This window comes from Enterobacter sp. ECC-175 (genome assembly GCF_043968675.1).
Taxonomy (GTDB): Bacteria; Pseudomonadota; Gammaproteobacteria; order Enterobacterales; family Enterobacteriaceae; genus Enterobacter.
In genome coordinates, this window is the sequence record NZ_CP143776.1 from 2170059 (window position 1) to 2188926 (window position 18868).

Genomic DNA, 18868 nt, shown 5'->3' on the forward strand with positions numbered 1-18868 from the left:
GGCTATTTCAACAAATGCTGGTTTTTTGAATGCATAACGACAAAGATCTCTCCACGTGGCAAACGTTCCGCCGACTCTGGCCGATGATTGCACCTTTTAAAGCAGGCTTGATCGTGGCGGGCGTAGCGTTAATCCTCAACGCAGCCAGCGATACTTTTATGTTATCGCTTCTTAAACCGTTACTGGATGACGGTTTTGGTAAAACGGATCGCTCAGTGCTGCTATGGATGCCTCTGGTGGTTATTGGACTGATGATCCTGCGCGGTATCACCAGCTATATCTCCAGCTACTGCATCTCCTGGGTATCCGGAAAGGTGGTTATGACCATGCGCCGTCGGCTGTTTAGCCACATGATGGGCATGCCGGTTGCGTTCTTTGACAAGCAGTCCACCGGGACGCTGCTGTCGCGCATTACCTATGATTCAGAGCAGGTCGCGTCGTCGTCTTCCAGCGCGCTGATTACCGTGGTGCGTGAAGGCGCCTCGATCATCGGCCTCTTTATCATGATGTTCTACTACAGCTGGCAGCTGTCGATTATCCTCATTGTCCTGGCGCCGATTGTCTCCATTGCGATCCGCGTGGTGTCCAAGCGGTTCCGCAATATCAGTAAGAATATGCAGAACACGATGGGGCAGGTGACGACCAGCGCTGAACAAATGCTGAAAGGGCATAAAGAAGTGCTTATTTTTGGCGGCCAGCAGGTTGAGACCTCGCGCTTTGATAAGGTCAGCAACAAAATGCGCCTGCAGGGCATGAAGATGGTTTCTGCGTCTTCAATCTCCGACCCGATCATCCAGCTGATTGCCTCTCTGGCGCTGGCGTTCGTGCTCTACGCGGCCAGCTTCCCAAGCGTAATGGAAACCCTCACTGCGGGCACCATCACCGTCGTCTTCTCATCGATGATTGCGCTTATGCGTCCGCTGAAATCCCTGACCAACGTCAACGCGCAGTTCCAGCGCGGGATGGCGGCATGCCAGACGCTGTTCAGCATCCTGGACTCCGAGCAGGAAAAAGACGAAGGCCAGCGCGAGATCACCCGTGCGAAAGGGGATCTTGAGTTCCGCAACGTGACCTTTACCTACCCGGGCCGCGAAGCACCGGCGCTGCGCAAGATTGATCTCTCCATTCCTGCGGGGAAAACCGTTGCGCTGGTGGGCCGTTCAGGTTCCGGTAAGTCAACGATTGCCAGCCTGATCACGCGTTTTTACGATATCGACGAAGGCGAAATTCTCTTAGACGGACACGACCTGCGGGAATACACCCTGCAGTCGCTGCGTAACCAGGTCGCGCTGGTCTCTCAGAACGTGCACCTGTTTAACGATACGGTCGCCAACAACATCGCCTACGCGCGTACGGAAGAGTACAGCCGCGAGCAGATCGAGAATGCCGCGCGTATGGCCTACGCGATGGACTTTATCAACAAAATGGATAACGGCCTGGATACGATTATTGGCGAGAACGGCGTGCTGCTCTCCGGCGGCCAGCGCCAGCGTATCGCCATTGCGCGCGCGCTGCTTCGCGATAGCCCAATTCTTATTCTTGATGAAGCCACCTCGGCGCTGGATACCGAATCCGAACGCGCTATTCAGTCCGCCCTGGACGAGCTGCAAAAGAACCGCACGTCGCTGGTGATTGCGCACCGCTTGTCAACTATCGAGCAGGCGGATGAAATCGTTGTGGTTGAAGATGGCGTGATTGTCGAGCGCGGAAGCCACGCGGACCTGCTGGCCCATCGCGGCGTCTACGCTCAGCTTCATAAGATGCAGTTCGGCGAATGATTGCACGCATCTGGGCAGGGGAGTCTCCTCTGTGGCTGCTGCTGTTACCGCTCTCCTGGCTGTACGGCCTGGTGAGCGGCGGCATTCGGCTGCTTTACCGTCTGGGGCTGAAACGCGCCTGGCGCGCGCCGGTGCCCGTGGTGGTAGTGGGCAATCTCACGGCGGGTGGTAACGGTAAAACGCCGGTTGTGATCTGGCTGGTAGAGCAGCTTCAAAAGCGCGGGATCCGCCCTGGCGTGGTGTCGCGTGGCTACGGGGGCAAAGCGGCACGCTATCCGCTGCTGTTGAACCCGCAAACCACCGCTGAGGAAGCCGGAGATGAGCCGGTGCTGATTTATCAGCGCACGGGAGCGCCGGTTGCCGTATCACCAGCGCGCAGCGAGGCCGTACGGGCGCTTCTGGCCGAACACGCCGTGCAAATTATAATTACTGACGATGGCCTACAGCATTACGCGCTGGCGCGGGACAAGGAAATCGTGGTCATTGACGGCGTGCGTCGCTTTGGTAACGGCTGGTGGTTACCCGCCGGCCCGATGCGCGAGCGTGCGTCGCGCCTCAAGACCGTTGATGCGGTAATCGTTAACGGCGGCGTGGCAAAGCCAAGCGAGATCGCCATGCTGCTGCGGCCCGGACGTGCGGTGAATCTGCTCACCGGGGAACGTAGGGAGATCTCACAGCTCCCGTCCCTGGTGGCGATGGCTGGGATAGGCCATCCTCCGCGCTTCTTTACGACGCTTGAGCAATGCGGTGCCCGGCTTGAAAAACGCATCCCGTTGGCCGATCATCAGCTGCTGACGCCGGAACAGGTTAAGGCGTTTACGGTCCCCGGCCAGACGCTAATCATGACCGAAAAAGACGCGGTAAAATGTCGCGCCTTCGCACAACCCCACTGGTGGTATCTGCCGGTTGACGCCGAACTCAGCGGCGAGCAGCCGGAACAATTGCTCAATGAACTGATAGCGCTGGTGCATTAACGGCTTATGCGGTTCTGACGGCGCTTTGACTGACAGGAAAACGCATGTCTTTACCGCAACTCTCTCTTTCGGCAGCGCGTCATTTGCATCTTGCTGCGCAGGGGCTGCTGAAGAAGCCCCGCAGACGCGCAAAGCCCACCGATATTCTCCCGACTATTCAGCGCATGTCGTTGCTGCAAATCGACACCATTAATATTGTGGCCCGCAGCCCGTACCTGGTGCTGTTTAGCCGCTTGGGCGATTATTCGCCGCAGTGGCTGGACAATGCGCTCAGCCGGGGCGAACTCATGGAGTATTGGGCGCACGAAGCCTGCTTTCTCCCGCGCAGTGATTTCGCGCTTGTTCGCCACCGCATGCTCTCCCCGGACAAAATGGGCTGGAAATATCGCCAGGAGTGGATGCAAGAGCACGCCGCTGAAATCGACCAGCTTATCGCGCATATCGAGGAAAACGGCCCCGTACGCTCCGCTGACTTTGAGTATCCGCAAAAAGGGGCCAGCGGTTGGTGGGAATGGAAGCCGCACAAGCGCCATCTCGAGGGATTATTTACCTCAGGCAAGGTCATGGTGGTTGAGCGGCGTAATTTCCAGCGCGTTTACGACCTTACGCATCGCGTTATGCCGCGCTGGGACGATGAGCGCGACCTGCTGACCCAGACGGCGGCAGAAGCCCTCATGCTGGAGAACAGCGCCCGGAGTCTTGGCATTTTTCGCCCACAGTGGCTGGCAGATTACTACCGCCTGCGTCAGCCTGCGCTCGGACCGCTGCTGGATGCGTGGCAGCGCGAGCAAAAGGTAATCCCCGTTGCTGTCGAGACGCTGGGTGAAATGTGGCTGCATGAAGATCTGTTCCCGCTGTTGGCGCAGGCAGAGGCCGGAAAGCTTCAGGCCACCCACAGCGCGGTGCTTTCGCCGTTCGACCCGGTGGTCTGGGACAGAAAGCGCGCCGAACAGCTGTTTGATTTCACCTACCGGCTGGAGTGCTATACCCCTGCGCCAAAGCGTCAGTACGGCTATTTTGTCCTGCCTCTGCTGCACAAAGGGCGCCTTGTGGGGCGTATGGATGCCAAAATGCACCGTAAAACGGGCGTTCTTGAGGTTATCGCCCTATATCTTGAAGAGGGGATAAAAGTGACCGCGACGCTGGAGAAAGGGTTGTTCAGCGCCATTAGCGAATTTGCGCTCTGGCAGGATGCTCGCGAGGTCACGCTGTCGCGCCTGCCGGACGGGCTATTCACCACCTGCCTGAGCGGCTGGGAAACAGGCACTGCCTGAAAAAAGAATGTGGTAAGCTTTAGCGATTACCCATACGGAGGAACTATGGATCACCGTTTACTTGAAATTATTGCCTGCCCGGTGTGCAACGGCAAACTCTACTACAGCCAGGACAAACAGGAGCTGATTTGCAAGCTCGACAGCCTGGCATTCCCGCTGCGCGACGGTATTCCGGTCCTGCTGGAAAACGAAGCCCGCTCCCTGGCCGCAGAAGAGAGCAGACCATGAGTTTTGTCGTCATTATTCCTGCGCGCTATGCGTCTACCCGCCTGCCGGGCAAGCCGCTGGTCGACATTAACGGCAAGCCGATGATCGTGCATGTGCTCGAGCGCGCGCGCGAATCGGGTGCCGATCGCGTTATCGTTGCCACCGATCACCCGGACGTGGCGCGCGCGGTGGAAGCGGCGGATGGTGAAGTGTGCATGACTCGCGCCGATCACCAGTCCGGTACGGAGCGTCTGGCTGAAGTGGTCGAAAAATGCGGCTTTAGCGACGACACGGTTATTGTTAACGTGCAGGGCGATGAGCCAATGATCCCGGCGGTTATCATTCGTCAGGTGGCGGAGAACCTTTCCCAGCGCCAGGTGGGAATGGCCACGCTCGCGGTGCCCATTCATCACGTTGAAGAAGCCTTTAATCCTAACGCGGTAAAGGTGGTCATGGACGCAGAGGGCTACGCGCTTTACTTCTCCCGCGCCACCATCCCGTGGGATCGGGATCGTTTTGCCGCGTCAAAAGAGACCATTGGCGACACCTTCCTGCGCCATCTGGGAATTTACGGCTATCGAGCGGGCTTTATTCGCCGCTACGTGACCTGGGCCCCCAGCCCGCTCGAACATATCGAAATGCTCGAACAGCTTCGCGTGCTGTGGTACGGCGAAAAGATCCACGTCGCGGTCGCTCAGGAAGTGCCCGGCACCGGGGTTGATACGCCTGAAGATCTTGAGCGCGTACGCGCCGAAATGCGTTAATGTTGCTGCTATCCCCTCGTTCGGGGGGGATAGCTCCCCTCCAGATTGTTTTCTTTCCCCTATTTGATCGCTTCCGGGTGACATCTGCCCTTAGCACGCTCATTATAAAAGCAGTAGTCTTCATGGGGGTAATCTCATATGGAACAGCTGCGTGCTGAACTCAGCCATCTGCTTGGCGAAAAATTGAGCCGGGTCGAGTGTGTGAATGAAAAAGCGGATACCGCGCTATGGGCGCTGTATGACAGTCAGGGAAATCCAATGCCGCTGCTGGCGAGGAGCTTTACCTCACCGGGCGTGGCAAGGCAGCTCGCCTGGAAAATGTCGCTGCTGGCGCGTGAAGGAACGGTGCGCATGCCAACGGTCTACGGCGTAATGACGCATGAGGAGCATCCCGGCCCGGACGTCCTGCTTATTGAGCGATTGCGCGGCGTGCCCGTAGAGGCGCCGGCGCGAACGCCGGAACGCTGGGAGCAGCTTAAGGACCAGATCGTCGAGGGGCTGCTGGCCTGGCATCGTCAGGACAGCCGCGGGCTGGTGGGGGCCGTCGACAGCACCCAGGAAAACCTGTGGCCGCTCTGGTATCGCCAGCGGGTGGAGGTGCTGTGGGGAACGCTTAACCAGTTCAGCAATACCGGCTTAACGATGCAGGACAAACGCATTTTGTTCCGCACCCGCGAGTGCTTGCCCGCGCTGTTTGAAGGCTTTAACGACAACTGCGTGCTGGTGCATGGCAACTTCACGCTGCGCAGTATGCTAAAGGACTCGCGCAGCGACCAGCTGCTGGCGATGGTAGGGCCGGGCATTATGCTCTGGGCACCGCGCGAATATGAGCTTTTCAGGCTGAGCGAAAGCGGCTTAGCCGAAGATTTGCTGTGGCACTATCTGCAGCGCGCGCCCGTGGCGGAGGCCTTTCTCTGGCGGCGCTGGCTCTATCTGCTGTGGGATGAAGTGGCGCAGCTGGTTAATACCGGGCGGTTCAACCGCGCCAACTTCGATCTGGCGACAAAATCACTCCTGCCGTGGCTCGCCTGACGAGCCTTTGAGCCACTGCCAGAGGCGTCCCAGCGTCTCGTAGCCCACGCGATCGCTGTGCATCAGCCAGGCCGGGGATGGGATCGCCCGTTCCCACGGATTCAGCGGCGCGTCGATCGCCAGCTGATTGGCCGGGGCAGGTAGCGGATGCAATCCCTGATTCTCAAAGAAAATCATGGCTCTTGGCAGGTGCGATGCGGAGGTGACCAGCAGGAAGGGCGCATCGCCGATCGCCTGCTTCACCGCTGCCGCTTCCTCTTCGGTATCCTTCGGGCTGTCCAGTGTGATAATGGCCGAGCGCGGCACGCCAAGCGACTCGGCAACGCGGGCGCCCGCCTCGGCGGTGCTCACCGGATTCGTTTTTGCCGCCGCGCCGGTAAAGATTATTTTCGAGCCCGGATTTGCCAGCCACAGGCGGATGCCCTCGTTCAGGCGCGGGAGGCTGTTGTTGATGAGGTTTGAACTCGGCGCCCAGTTTGGGTCCCAGGTATAGCCCCCGCCCAGCACCACGATGTACTCCACCTTTTGATTTCCCTGCCATGTCGGATAGCTGTTTTCAATGGGGCGTAACAGCCCGTCGGCGACCGGCTGCAGGCTCAGCAGCAGCAGCGCCAGCCAGCCGAAGGTGATGAGCGATTTGCCGCTTTTCTGAAAGCGGCTAAACCAGACCAGTCCAAGGCCGAGCGCAATAAGCAGCAGCAGCAGCGGAAGAGGCAGCATCATGCCTCCGACATATTTTTTTAGGGTAAAAAGCATCCTTTTTGGTTCCTTTTTTAACCATATAGCAGGTGATTAGCCGTGATATTACACCAGACAGGTTCATTCTCCGCGCGGGTATGACAAAATAGCGGTTTTGCAGTTATCGAGTGGAACTCTCCCAATGCGGGATCGCAATTTTGATGACATCGCGGAAAAGTTTTCGCGCAACATTTATGGCACCACCAAAGGGCAGTTGCGCCAGACGATCCTCTGGCAGGATTTGGACACCATCCTGGCGGGTTTTGGCGGCCAAACGTTGCGCGTGCTGGATGCGGGCGGCGGCGAAGGCCAAACGGCCATAAAGATGGCGCAGCGCGGCCATCACGTCACGCTTTGCGATCTTTCTGCTGAGATGGTCGCGCGCGCGACGCGTGCAGCAGAAGAGAAAGGTGTGAGCGACAACATGCATTTTATACAATGCGCCGCTCAGGACATTGCACAGCATTTGGAAACCCAGGTTGATCTGATATTGTTTCATGCGGTGCTGGAGTGGGTGGCCGATCCGCAAAGCGTGCTACAGGCGCTGTGGTCGATGCTGCGCCCCGGCGGCACGCTGTCGCTGATGTTCTACAATGCAAACGGCTTCCTGATGCACAACATGGTTGCGGGTAATTTCGACTATGTGCAGGTCGGGATGCCGAAAAAGAAAAAGCGCACGCTTTCACCGGACTATCCGCGCGATCCTCAACAGGTCTACGGCTGGCTTGAAGCGATCGGCTGGGAGATAACCGGCAAGACGGGCGTGAGGGTGTTTCATGATTATCTGCGTGAAAAACATAAACAGCGTGACTGTTTTGACACCTTAACAGAATTAGAAACGCGGTATTGCCGCCAGGAGCCCTTTATCAGCCTTGGCCGTTATATACATGTCACTGCTCGCAAACCGCAGATGCAAGGATAACCTATGAGTGAATTTTCCCAGACAGTCCCCGAACTGGTTGCCTGGGCCAGGAAAAATGATTTCTCCATCTCGCTGCCGGTCGACAGGCTCTCATTCCTGCTGGCGGTGGCCACGCTGAACGGCGAGCGTCTGGATGGTGAAATGAGCGAGGGTGAACTGGTGGACGCGTTCCGCCACGTCAGTGATGCGTTTGAGCAAACCAGCGAAACCATTAGCGTGCGTGCCAACAACGCAATCAACGATATGGTGCGTCAACGTCTGCTGAACCGCTTTACCAGCGAGCAGGCGGAAGGAAACGCCATTTATCGTCTGACGCCGCTGGGCATCGGCATCACGGATTATTACATTCGCCAGCGCGAATTTTCGACGCTGCGTCTTTCCATGCAGCTCTCGATCGTGGCGGGCGAGCTGAAGCGCGCTGCCGACGCCGCGGACGAAAACGGCGATGAGTTTCACTGGCATCGTAACGTCTATGCGCCGCTCAAATACTCGGTTGCCGAGATTTTTGACAGCATCGATCTGACCCAGCGCCTGATGGACGAACAGCAGCAGCAGGTGAAAGACGATATTGCCCAACTGCTGAACAAAGACTGGCGTGCGGCCATCTCTAGCTGCGAAATGCTGCTGTCAGAAACGTCCGGCACGCTGCGCGAGCTGCAGGATACGCTGGAAGCGGCGGGCGATAAGCTGCAGGCCAACCTGCTGCGTATTCAGGATGCCACGATGGCGCATGACGATCTGCACTTTGTCGATCGCCTTGTCTTCGATCTGCAAAGCAAGCTCGACCGCATTATCAGCTGGGGCCAGCAGTCCATCGACCTGTGGATCGGCTACGACCGGCACGTACATAAGTTTATTCGTACCGCCATCGATATGGACAAAAACCGCGTCTTTGCACAGCGGCTGCGCCAGTCGGTACAAACCTATTTCGATGCGCCGTGGGCGCTCACCTATGCCAACGCCGATCGTCTGCTCGACATGCGTGATGAAGAGATGGCGCTGCGCGACGAAGAGGTGACCGGGGAACTTCCGCCGGATCTGGAATTTGAAGAATTTAACGAAATTCGCGAACAGCTTGCGGCGATGATCGAAGAACAGCTGGCGGTCTACAAAACCAGACAAGTGCCGCTGGATCTGGGCCTCGTGGTGCGCGAGTATCTTGCGCAATATCCGCGTGCGCGCCATTTTGATATCGCCCGCATTGTCGTCGACCAGGCCGTGCGCCTGGGTATTGCACAAGCCGATTTTACCGGGTTGCCGCCGAAGTGGCAGCCAATCAACGATTACGGAGCCAAGGTACAGGCGCATGTCATTGACAAATATTGAACAAGTGATGCCACTTAAGATGGCGCAGGCGCTGGCGAATCCGTTATTTCCGGCGCTGGACAGCCAGCTGCGTGCCGGTCGTCACATTGGCCTTGACGAGCTGGACAACCACGCTTTTTTGATGGACTTCCAGGAGTATCTGGAAGAGTTCTACGCTCGCTATAACGTGGAGCTGATTCGCGCGCCGGAAGGTTTCTTCTATTTGCGCCCGCGCTCCACGACGCTGATCCCGCGCTCGGTTCTGTCCGAGCTGGATATGATGGTGGGCAAAATTCTTTGCTATCTCTATCTCAGTCCCGAGCGTCTGGCGAATGAAGGTATCTTCACCCAGCAGGAACTTTACGATGAGCTGTTGACGCTGGCGGATGAGAGCAAACTGCTCAAGCTGGTGAACAACCGCTCCACGGGGTCGGATCTTGACCGTCAGAAATTACAGGAAAAGGTTCGTTCTTCCCTGAACCGCCTGCGTCGTCTGGGGATGGTCTGGTTTATGGGCCACGACAGCAGCAAGTTCCGCATCACCGAGTCCGTGTTCCGCTTTGGCGCCGACGTGCGTGCGGGCGACGACGCGCGTGAAGCACAGCTGCGCATGATCCGCGACGGGGAAGCGATGCCGGTGGAAAATCACCTGCAGCTCAATGACGAGCATGAAGACAATCAGCCGGATAGCGGGGAGGAAGAGTAATGATTGAACGCGGTAAATTTCGCTCACTAACGCTGATTAACTGGAACGGTTTCTTTGCGCGAACCTTCGATCTTGATGAGCTGGTAACGACGCTGTCCGGCGGTAACGGTGCGGGCAAGTCCACCACCATGGCGGCGTTTGTGACGGCCCTAATCCCCGATCTGACCCTCCTGCACTTCCGCAACACCACCGAAGCGGGGGCCACAAGCGGCTCCCGAGATAAGGGCCTGCACGGCAAGCTGAAGGCCGGCGTCTGCTACTCCGTACTGGACGTGATCAACTCTCGCCACCAGCGCGTGGTGGTCGGCGTACGTCTCCAGCAGGTTGCCGGTCGCGATCGTAAAGTCGATATCAAACCGTTTGCGATCCAGGGGCTGCCAACCTCCGTGCAGCCTACCGCGCTGCTGACGGAAACCCTGAACGAACGCCAGGCGCGCGTGCTGACGCTGCAGGAGCTGAAGGACAAGCTCGAAGCCATCGAGGGCGTTCAGTTTAAGCAGTTCAACTCGATTACCGATTACCACTCCCTGATGTTCGATCTGGGCGTGGTGGCGCGTCGTCTTCGCACGGCGTCCGATCGCAGCAAATACTACCGCCTTATCGAAGCGTCGCTGTATGGCGGTATTTCCAGCGCCATTACCCGCTCGCTGCGTGACTACCTGCTGCCGGAAAACAGCGGCGTGCGCAAGGCCTTCCAGGATATGGAAGCCGCGCTGCGTGAAAACCGCATGACGCTGGAAGCGATCCGCGTCACCCAGTCTGACCGCGATCTGTTCAAGCATCTGATCAACGAAGCCACCAACTACGTGGCGGCGGACTACATGCGTCACGCCAACGAGCGCCGCATTCATCTCGATCAGGCGCTGGAATACCGCCGCGAGCTGTTCACCTCCCGCAAACAGCTGGTGGCCGAGCAGTACAAGCACGTTGAAATGGCGCGCGAGCTGGGCGAACACAACGGTGCCGAAGGGGATCTGGAAGCGGATTATCAGGCGGCCAGCGATCACCTGAACCTGGTGCAAACCGCGCTGCGCCAGCAGGAAAAAATCGAGCGCTATGAGGCGGATCTTGACGAGCTTCAAATTCGTCTCGAAGAGCAGAACGAAGTGGTGGCGGAAGCCGCCGATATGCAGGAAGAGAACGAAGCCCGCGCCGAAGCCGCCGAGCTGGAAGTGGATGAGCTGAAAAGCCAGCTTGCCGATTACCAGCAGGCGCTGGACGTCCAGCAGACGCGTGCGATTCAGTACAACCAGGCGCTGCAGGCGCTGCAGCGGGCAAAAGAGCTTTGCCATCTGCCTGACCTGACGCCGGACAGCGCTGACGAATGGCTTGAGACCTTCCAGGCGAAAGAGCAGGAAGCCACCGAGAAGCTGTTGGCGCTCGATCAGAAAATGAGCGTGGCGCAAACGGCGCACAGCCAGTTTGAGCAGGCTTATCAGCTTGTCGTGGCGATTAACGGCCCCGTCGCGCGAAGCGATGCGTGGAACGTTGCCCGCGAGCTGCTGCGCGATGGCGTGAACCAGCGTCACCTGGCCGAGCAGGTTCAGCCGCTGCGCATGCGCCTGAACGAGCTGGAACAACGCCTGCGCGAGCAGCAGGAAGCCGAGCGTCTGCTGGCTGAGTTCTGCAAGCGTCAGGGCAAAAGCTACGATATCGACGATCTCGAAGCCCTCCATCAGGAGCTGGAAGCGCGCATCGCGGCGCTCTCGGACACCGTGTCCAACGCCAGCGAGCAGCGCATGACGCTGCGCCAGGAGATGGAACAGCTTCAGGCCCGGTCAAAAACCCTGCTGCAGCGCGCGCCGGTGTGGCTCGCGGCGCAAAGCAGCCTGAGCCAGCTCAGCGAGCAGTGCGGCCAGGAGTTTGAATCCAGTCAGGACGTGACCGAATACCTGCAGCAGCTGCTGGAGCGCGAGCGTGAGGCGATTGTTGAACGCGATGAAGTTGGCGCTCGCAAGCGCGACGTTGACGATGAAATTGAGCGCTTAAGCCAGCCGGGCGGCTCCGAAGATGCCCGCCTGAATACCCTGGCAGAGCGCTTCGGCGGCGTGCTGCTCTCGGAAATTTACGACGACGTTGGTCTGGACGACGCGCCGTACTTCTCCGCGCTGTATGGCCCTTCACGTAACGCGATCGTGGTGCCGGATCTGTCGCTGATTTCCGATCAGCTGGCCGGTCTGGAAGATTGCCCGGAAGATCTCTACCTGATCGAAGGGGACCCGCAGTCGTTCGATGACAGCGTCTTCAGCGTGGATGAGCTGGAAAAAGCGGTGGTGGTCAAAATCGCCGATCGCCAGTGGCGTTATTCCCGCTTCCCGGAGCTTCCGCTGTTTGGCCGCGCGGCGCGCGAAAGCCGTATCGAAAGCCTTCACGCCGAGCGCGAAACCCTGTCCGAACGTTTTGCGACCCTGTCGTTTGACGTGCAGAAAACGCAGCGTCTTCACCAGGCCTTCAGCCGCTTCATCGGCAGCCACCTGTCGGTTGCGTTTGAAGCCGACCCGGAAGCGGAAATCCGCAAGCTCAACACCCGCCGCGGCGAGCTGGAGCGCGCGATTGCGAATCATGAAAATGATAACCAGCAAAACCGCGTGCAGTTCGAACAGGCGAAAGAGGGCGTTGCCGCGCTGAACCGCATTCTGCCGCGCCTGAATCTGCTGGCGGATGATACGCTGGCCGATCGCGTGGACGAAATCCAGGAACGTCTGGACGAAGCGCAGGAAGCCGCGCGCTTCGTGCAGCAGCACGGTAACCAGCTGGCGAAGCTGGAGCCGGTTGTCTCCGTTCTGCAAAGCGACCCCGAGCAGTATGAGCAACTGAAAGAAGATTACGCCTGGTCACAGCAGGTGCAGCGCGAGGCGCGTCAGCAGGCGTTTGCCCTGACCGAAGTCGTGCAGCGCCGCGCCCACTTTGGCTACTCTGACTCGGCGGAAATGCTGAGCGGCAATAGCGATCTGAATGAGAAACTGCGCCAGCGTCTGGAGCAGGCCGAAGCGGAGCGTACGCGCGCTCGTGAAGCCATGCGTACGCACGCCGCGCAGCTGAGCCAGTACAGCCAGGTCATGGCCTCGCTGAAAAGCTCCTTTGATACCAAGAAGGAGCTGTTAAACGATCTGCATAAAGAGCTGCAGGACATCGGCGTGCGCGCCGACAGCGGGGCGGAAGAGCGGGCGCGTATTCGTCGCGACGAGCTGCACGCTCAGCTCAGCAACAACCGCGCGCGCCGCAACCAGCTGGAAAAAGCGCTCACCTTCTGCGAAGCGGAAATGGACAACCTGACCCGCCGGCTGCGCAAGCTGGAGCGTGACTATCACGAAATGCGCGAGCAGGTCGTTAGCGCGAAAGCGGGCTGGTGCGCTGTGATGCGAATGGTGAAAGACAACGGCGTTGAGCGTCGTCTGCACCGTCGCGAGCTGGCCTATCTTTCCGGCGACGAGCTGCGCTCCATGTCGGATAAGGCGCTGGGTGCGCTGCGCCTGGCGGTGGCGGATAACGAGCACCTGCGCGACGTGCTGCGCATGTCTGAAGATCCAAAACGCCCGGAGCGTAAGATTCAGTTCTTCGTGGCGGTGTATCAGCACCTGCGCGAGCGTATTCGTCAGGACATCATCCGCACCGACGATCCGGTTGAAGCCATTGAGCAGATGGAAATCGAGCTGGGCCGCCTGACGGAAGAGCTGACCTCGCGCGAGCAAAAGCTGGCAATCAGCTCCCGCAGCGTGGCGAACATTATTCGCAAAACCATTCAGCGCGAGCAGAACCGCATCCGTCAGCTGAACCAGGGCCTGCAGAGCGTGTCGTTTGGTCAGGTGAACAGCGTGCGTCTTAACGTGAACGTACGTGAAGCGCACGCTACGCTGCTGGACGTACTCTCAGAACAGCACGAGCAGCATCAGGATCTGTTCAACAGCAACCGTCTGACCTTCTCTGAAGCGCTGGCGAAGCTGTACCAGCGCCTGAACCCGCAGATCGATATGGGCCAGCGCACGCCGCAAACTATCGGAGAAGAGCTGCTGGATTACCGTAACTACCTGGAGATGGAAGTTGAGGTTAACCGTGGCTCTGACGGCTGGCTGCGCGCGGAATCCGGCGCGCTCTCTACGGGTGAGGCTATCGGTACGGGGATGTCGATTCTGGTGATGGTGGTGCAGAGCTGGGAAGACGAATCTCGCCGCCTGCGCGGAAAAGATATTTCTCCGTGCCGTCTGCTGTTCCTTGATGAAGCGGCGCGTCTGGATGCTCGCTCCATTGCTACGCTGTTTGAGCTTTGCGATCGTCTCGACATGCAGCTCATCATCGCGGCGCCGGAAAACATCAGTCCGGAAAAAGGCACGACGTACAAGCTGGTGCGTAAGGTGTTCCAGAATACCGAGCACGTGCACGTTGTCGGTCTGCGGGGCTTTGCGCCGCAGCCGCCGGAATCCTTGCCGGGTACGGCCGACGCGTCTTAACGCGGTTCATGACATCAAGCGGCGCATCAGCGCCGCTTTTTTTTCACTTATCCTATACACCCGGCTGCGTTATCTTTAAACTTCTTTACATAAGGTAAGGCAACAGCGTTTAAGCCTTTCTATAATGAAGAAAAGCCCCAGAATGATGGGCATGTCGTAAAAACAGGGGGCAAGGGATGTTGCTAAAGAAAAATCGTGGTCATCAGCTGTCCGCGCTGAGTTTATGCCTGACGGTGATGTTTGCTCCACTGTTAAGTGCTCGGGCCGACGAGCCTGAAATGGTACCGACGGACAGCTCCGCAACCGTGGGCGCGCAGCCGACATCGCTGTCGCAGCCGCTGGAGCAATCTCCGGCGACGGCCATCATGGCCGGCATCAGGCCGCTGCCTGAAGGTATTGATACGGAATCACTTCGCCAGCAGCTCATGACAGGGCTGCCTTCCGGCTACACGCCTGCGTACATCAATCAGCTAACGCTCTTGTATGCGGCGCGCGACATGAAGCCCATGTGGGAAGATCGCGATGCGGTCAGGGCGTTTCAACAGCAGCTGGCAGAAGTGGCGATTGCGGGCTTCCAGCCGCAATTTACCACTTGGGTTGAGCTATTGACCGATTCGGCTGTGACCGGCCAGGCGCGCGACGTCGTGCTGTCCGACGCCATGATGGGTTATCTGCAGTTCGTTGCGGGCATCCCGGTCAACGGCGGTCGCTGGCTCTATAGCGATAAGCCCTACAAGCTTGCCACGCCGGCGCTGTCGGTAATTAATCAGTGGCAGCTTTCGCTCGATAACGGCGAGCTGCCGCGCTTTATTGCGAGCCTGGCACCCGCACACCCTCAATATGCCACTATGCATCAGTCCCTGCTGGACCTGGTGGCGGATTCTCGTCCGTGGCCGCAGCTGCGCGCTACCGCCACCCTGCGTCCGGGGCAGTGGAGCAGCGATGTGCCTGCATTGCGTGAAATCCTCGCGCGCTCCGGCATTTTGAACGGGGGGCCCAAAATTGCGCTTCCCGGCGACGAGCCAGAAAGCGCGGTGGTTAGCCCTTCGGCGCCGGTGAAGGAACGAAAAGGCGCCGTGAGTAATAAACCGGCGGCATACGATCGCGAGCTGGTGGCTGCGGTCAAGCAGTTCCAGGCCCTGCAGGGGCTGGGCGCTGACGGCGTCATCGGTCAGTCCACCCGCGACTGGCTCAACGTTTCGCCTGCTCAGCGGGCCGGCGTGCTGGCGCTGAACATCCAGCGTCTGCGGCTGCTGCCCGGCACCTTGTCGACCGGCATTATGGTAAATATCCCGGCGTACTCGCTGGTTTACTATCAGAACGGGAGCGAAGTCCTGGCCTCGCGCGTGATTGTCGGTCGTCCCGATCGCAAAACGCCGATGATGAGCAGCGCGTTGAATAACGTGGTGGTCAACCCGCCGTGGAACGTACCGCCGACGCTGGCGCGTAAGGATATTCTGCCTAAGCTGTGGAGTGACCCGGGATACCTTGAACGGCATAACTACACGGTGATGCGCGGCTGGAACAGCAAAGAGGCCATTGACCCTTACATGGTGGACTGGTCGACGATCACCGCATCTAACCTGCCGTTCCGCTTCCAGCAGGCACCCGGCGCGCACAACTCGCTTGGGCGTTACAAATTCAATATGCCGAGCTCGGACGCTATTTATCTTCACGATACGCCAAACCACAATCTGTTCCAGAAGGACACTCGCGCGCTCAGCTCAGGCTGCGTTCGCGTGAATAAGGCCTCAGAGCTGGCAAATATGCTGTTACAGGATGCGGGCTGGAACGACGCGCGGATTTCCGATGCGCTTAAGGAAGGAAATACGCGCTACGTGAATATTCGCCAAAATATTCCTGTTAATCTTTATTACCTGACGGCCTTCGTCGGAGAAGATGGTCGCACCCAATATCGTACAGATATTTACAATTATGATCTCACCGCGCGATCTGGCGCACAAATTTTGCCAAAAGCGGAACAATTAATCAGGTAAATGAAGTAGTTCGGGGAAAACGATTGTCGTAAGTTATGGTAAGCATTAGGCGATCTGGCTGTAAGCCGCATGTTTACTGGGGTTGGGCACCTTGACGTACAGGTTTAAGCCAGTTATGGTGCCCATCGTGCGCTATGCATACTTACGATAACTTTTGACCTGTAGACCTGATTATCATGGACAAATTTGACGCTAATCGCCGCAAACTGCTGGCGTTAGGTGGTGCTGCGCTGGGCGCTGCTGCCATCCTGCCGACGCCAGCATTTGCCACCCTCTCGACACCTCGACCGCGCATATTAACGCTAAATAACCTGCATACAGGTGAAACGCTTAAAGCGGAGTTTTTCGATGGCAGAGGCTATATTCAGGATGAATTAGCTCGACTTAACCATTTTTTCCGTGATTTCCGCGCGAATAAAGTTAAAGCCATCGACCCTGGACTTTTCGATCAGCTGTTCCGCCTACAGGGTATGCTTGGAACCCGCAGGCCCGTGCAGCTTATTTCCGGCTATCGCTCTCTTGATACCAATAACGAGCTGCGCGCCCATAGCCGTGGCGTAGCGAAAAAAAGCTACCACACGAAAGGGCAGGCGATGGACTTTCATATTGAAGGCGTTTCGTTAGCCAATATTCGCAAAGCTGCGTTATCTATGCGCGCAGGTGGTGTAGGATATTACCCCAGCAGCAACTTTGTGCATATTGATACCGGGCCGGTTCGGCACTGGTAATAACGAAACACAGGAGCAGTATGAACTATCGTATTATTCCGGTTACCGCGTTCTCCCAGAACTGTTCATTAATCTGGTGCGAGCAAACCAAACTGGCCGCGCTTGTCGATCCCGGCGGTGACGCTGAGAAAATCAAGCAGGAAGTCGCAGCAAGCGGCGTGACGCTGATGCAGATTTTGCTCACCCATGGTCATCTTGATCATGTGGGCGCTGCGGCTGAACTGGCTCAACATTACGGTATCCCCGTGATTGGCCCGGAAAAAGAAGATGAGTTCTGGCTGCAGGGACTGCCTGCCCAAAGCCGTATGTTTGGTCTGGATGAGTGTCAGCCGTTAACGCCCGATCGCTGGCTGAACGAAGGCGATCGCATAAGCGTAGGGAATGTGGCTTTACAGGTGCTGCATTGTCCTGGACATACGCCGGGCCATATCGTTTTCTTTGATGACCAGTCGCGTCTGCTGATTTCCGGCGATGTGATTTTCAAAGGCGGCGTAGGGCGCAGCGATTTCCCGCGTGGCGATCACGGTCAGCTGATTCAGTCGATTAAGCAGAAGCTGTTGCCGCTTGGCGATGACGTAACGTTTATTCCGGGTCACGGACCGCTATCAACGCTCGGATACGAGCGGCTGCATAATCCGTTCCTTCAGGATGAAATGCCAGTCTGGTAACCGAATAAAAAAAGCCTGCGCTAAGCAGGCTTTTTTATGGGCGCTGAATGATTACAGCACGGCGACGATGGCTTCGCACAGCGGCGCCATGTTGTCCGGCGTCATGCCCGCCACGTTCACGCGGCCAGAGGCCACGGCGTAAACGCCAAACTCCTCACGCAGGCGCAGAACCTGCTCTTTGGTCAGGCCGCTGAAGGAGAACATGCCGTTCTGCTTGATGATAAAGCTGAAGTCGCGGTCGGCGCCTTTCTCGGCCAGCGTGCTCACAAACAGCAGGCGCATGCGCTGGATGCGCTGGCGCATGTCGTTCAGCTCTTGTTCCCATATAGCGCGCAGGGCGTCGTTGCTCAAAATGGTCGCCACCACGGACGCACCGTGTGCCGGTGGGTTGGAGTAGTTGGCGCGGATCGCGGATTTCATCTGGCTGAACGCGCGGTCAACGGTTTGCTCATCGGCGGCAACCAGCGTGCAGGCGCCCACGCGCTCGTTGTACAGGCCAAAGTTCTTGGAGTAGGAGCTCGCGACAATCAGCTCCTGGTGAACGGCAGCGAACGCGCGTAAGCCTTCCGCATCTTCTTCCAGACCGCGGGCAAAGCCCTGATAGGCGAAGTCGAACAGCGGCAGCCAGCCTTTTTCGACGGACAGCTTCGCCAGATGCTCCCACTGCTCCAGCGTCGGATCGATACCCGTTGGGTTATGGCAGCAGCCGTGGAACAGCACTACGTCACCCGCCTGCGCGTCGTTCAGGCTTGCCAGCAGGCCGTCAAAGTCCAGGGAGTGGTTTGCCGCGTCGTAATAGGCGTACTCGCGCACTTCCAGACCCGCAGAGTTAAAGACGCTCTTGTGGTTAGGCCAGCTTGGGTTGCTTACCCAGACGCGCTTAACGGAGGTGTTTTTCGCCAGGAAATCCGCCGCCACGCGCAGCGCGCCGGTACCGCCTGGGGTTTGCGCAGTGCGAGCGCGTTTGTCGCTCACAATGGTGCTGCCTTTACCGAACAGCAGCTCCTGCGTGCAGCGACCGAATTCCGGAATACCATCAATACCGAGGTAGTTCTTGGTGGTTTCGTTTTCCAGCAGATACTGCTCTGCTTTTTTAACGCTGGTCAGAACCGGTGTTTTGCCGGTTTCATCTTTATACACACCAATACCCAGGTTGATTTTGCCAGGGCGGTCGTCGGCACGAAACAGATCGGCCAGGCCCAGAATAGGGTCGGCAGGAGCGGCGGTAATGTTCTCAAACATGACGAAGTTCCATTGTGATGACAGAAGTGAAATCCGCTATCAGGTTAACGGGAGATTTACAAAATGCCAACCGTTTGCGATGAAA

The 18868-nt window shown here is 58.0% G+C and carries 15 protein-coding genes; 13 read left to right on the forward strand and 2 right to left on the reverse strand.

Annotated features, from left to right (window positions below; translation table 11 throughout):
- Positions 1-29 precede the first annotated feature (29 nt).
- The 6 genes from msbA to V1599_RS10220 all read left to right on the forward strand — a co-directional run bounded on the left by msbA (position 30) and on the right by V1599_RS10220 (position 6029).
- A complete protein-coding gene (msbA, locus tag V1599_RS10195) occupies positions 30-1778 on the forward strand; it encodes a lipid A ABC transporter ATP-binding protein/permease MsbA (RefSeq protein WP_112009207.1) in 1749 nt (582 codons plus the stop codon).
- Positions 1775-2752 carry a tetraacyldisaccharide 4'-kinase gene (gene lpxK, locus V1599_RS10200; RefSeq protein WP_112009208.1) on the forward strand — a complete coding sequence of 326 codons (978 nt, stop codon included), beginning with the start codon at positions 1775-1777 and terminating at the stop codon, positions 2750-2752. Before msbA ends, lpxK begins: the two co-directional genes overlap by 4 nt.
- A 44-nt stretch (positions 2753-2796) precedes the next feature.
- Positions 2797-4026, forward strand: a complete 1230-nt coding sequence (locus V1599_RS10205; RefSeq protein ID WP_112009209.1) for a winged helix-turn-helix domain-containing protein — start codon at positions 2797-2799, stop codon at positions 4024-4026.
- Between the two features lie 45 nt (positions 4027-4071).
- The gene (ycaR, locus tag V1599_RS10210; protein WP_112009210.1) at positions 4072-4254 is read left to right on the forward strand and encodes a protein YcaR; all 183 of its coding nucleotides are present in this window, start codon (positions 4072-4074) and stop codon (positions 4252-4254) included.
- Positions 4251-4997 carry a 3-deoxy-manno-octulosonate cytidylyltransferase gene (gene kdsB / locus V1599_RS10215; protein WP_395301494.1) on the forward strand — a complete coding sequence of 249 codons (747 nt, stop codon included), beginning with the start codon at positions 4251-4253 and terminating at the stop codon, positions 4995-4997. Before ycaR ends, kdsB begins: the two co-directional genes overlap by 4 nt.
- A gap of 138 nt (positions 4998-5135) precedes the next feature.
- Positions 5136-6029, forward strand: a complete 894-nt coding sequence (locus tag V1599_RS10220; protein WP_112009212.1) for a YcbJ family phosphotransferase — start codon at positions 5136-5138, stop codon at positions 6027-6029.
- On the opposite strand, the gene elyC is transcribed toward V1599_RS10220, so the two are convergent.
- The gene (elyC, locus tag V1599_RS10225; protein WP_395301495.1) at positions 6006-6785 is read right to left on the reverse strand and encodes an envelope biogenesis factor ElyC; all 780 of its coding nucleotides are present in this window, start codon (positions 6783-6785) and stop codon (positions 6006-6008) included. The two genes, V1599_RS10220 and elyC, sit on opposite strands and share 24 nt — an antisense overlap.
- Before the next feature lie 124 nt (positions 6786-6909).
- Here elyC and cmoM point away from each other — a divergent pair, with 124 nt between their 5' ends.
- The 7 genes from cmoM (at position 6910) to V1599_RS10260 (ending at position 17541) form a co-directional block, all read left to right on the forward strand.
- Positions 6910-7689 carry a tRNA uridine 5-oxyacetic acid(34) methyltransferase CmoM gene (gene cmoM, locus V1599_RS10230; protein ID WP_112009214.1) on the forward strand — a complete coding sequence of 260 codons (780 nt, stop codon included), beginning with the start codon at positions 6910-6912 and terminating at the stop codon, positions 7687-7689.
- A 3-nt stretch (positions 7690-7692) separates the two neighbouring features.
- Complete coding sequence (gene mukF / locus V1599_RS10235) at positions 7693-9015, forward strand: chromosome partition protein MukF (protein WP_112009215.1); 1323 nt, start codon at positions 7693-7695, stop codon at positions 9013-9015.
- Positions 8996-9700, forward strand: coding sequence for a chromosome partition protein MukE (mukE, locus tag V1599_RS10240; protein ID WP_112009216.1), 705 nt, complete (start codon positions 8996-8998; stop codon positions 9698-9700). The genes mukF and mukE overlap by 20 nt, the downstream gene beginning before the upstream one ends.
- Positions 9700-14148: a chromosome partition protein MukB gene (gene mukB, locus V1599_RS10245; RefSeq protein ID WP_297115408.1), complete on the forward strand. Its 4449-nt coding sequence runs from the start codon at positions 9700-9702 to the stop codon at positions 14146-14148. Before mukE ends, mukB begins: the two co-directional genes overlap by 1 nt.
- Positions 14149-14324: 176 nt before the next feature.
- Positions 14325-16145: a L,D-transpeptidase gene (gene ldtD, locus V1599_RS10250; protein ID WP_297115409.1), complete on the forward strand. Its 1821-nt coding sequence runs from the start codon at positions 14325-14327 to the stop codon at positions 16143-16145.
- 176 nt (positions 16146-16321) lie between these two features.
- Complete coding sequence (locus V1599_RS10255) at positions 16322-16873, forward strand: YcbK family protein (RefSeq protein ID WP_112009219.1); 552 nt, start codon at positions 16322-16324, stop codon at positions 16871-16873.
- Between the two features lie 20 nt (positions 16874-16893).
- Positions 16894-17541 (forward strand): MBL fold metallo-hydrolase, encoded by a 648-nt coding sequence (locus V1599_RS10260; protein WP_112009220.1) that lies wholly within the window; start codon positions 16894-16896, stop codon positions 17539-17541.
- A gap of 51 nt (positions 17542-17592) precedes the next feature.
- On the opposite strand, the gene V1599_RS10265 is transcribed toward V1599_RS10260, so the two are convergent.
- A complete protein-coding gene (locus V1599_RS10265; RefSeq protein ID WP_395301496.1) occupies positions 17593-18783 on the reverse strand; it encodes an amino acid aminotransferase in 1191 nt (396 codons plus the stop codon).
- Between the last annotated feature and the right edge of the window lie 85 nt (positions 18784-18868).